Origin of the sequence: Roseivivax isoporae LMG 25204 (genome assembly GCF_000521865.1) — a bacterium.
GTDB lineage: Bacteria > Pseudomonadota > Alphaproteobacteria > Rhodobacterales > Rhodobacteraceae > Roseivivax > Roseivivax isoporae.
On the sequence record NZ_JAME01000168.1, the window covers coordinates 1 to 439 of the forward strand.

Consider the following 439-nt stretch of genomic DNA (forward strand, 5'->3'; position numbering starts at 1 on the left):
GCGCCGATGATGGATTGGGCCGACAGTCCAGATTAATAACTTGTAATAAAATACCTTTCTTGACCCCCAATTATCTTTGGGGGACGTTTTGGGGGTCATCGAGCCTCTTTCTCGGCCTCCCGATGGCGCTTGTCGATGTATCGCGCCAGGTCGGACACGTGCACGTAGCGGGGCGCCTTCTGGCTCTCGGTCATGCGGATCACGGGCAGATTGATCTCGCCGTCCGCATGCTTGCGCAAAAACACCTTCACCAGCATCCCGCCAAAATGGTCCTGGCAAACCGTTTCGAGGGGGATGGTCGCCGCGCCACGATACCGAGCCATCAGCATCCAGAGCGTGTCCGAGGTCTCCTGTGTACCCATCTGTCAGGCTCCTATCTCGCCTCGACCGACCCGATCGGTCGGTTCGCCATTTCAAGCAGCACGTCGGCGTGGCACGG

The 439-nt window shown here is 58.8% G+C and carries 1 protein-coding gene; it reads right to left on the reverse strand.

Going from position 1 to position 439, the window contains the following annotated elements; genetic code table 11:
• Positions 1-95: 95 nt before the first annotated feature.
• Positions 96-362, reverse strand: a complete 267-nt coding sequence (locus tag RISW2_RS23195) for a pyocin activator PrtN family protein (protein WP_043776018.1) — start codon at positions 360-362, stop codon at positions 96-98.
• Positions 363-439 lie beyond the last annotated feature (77 nt).

Bases quoted from the DNA above. Each gene is read 5' to 3' on its own strand.
- RISW2_RS23195 (WP_043776018.1), bottom strand. From the start codon at position 362: ATGGGTACACAGGAGACCTCGGACACGCTCTGGATGCTGATGGCTCGG.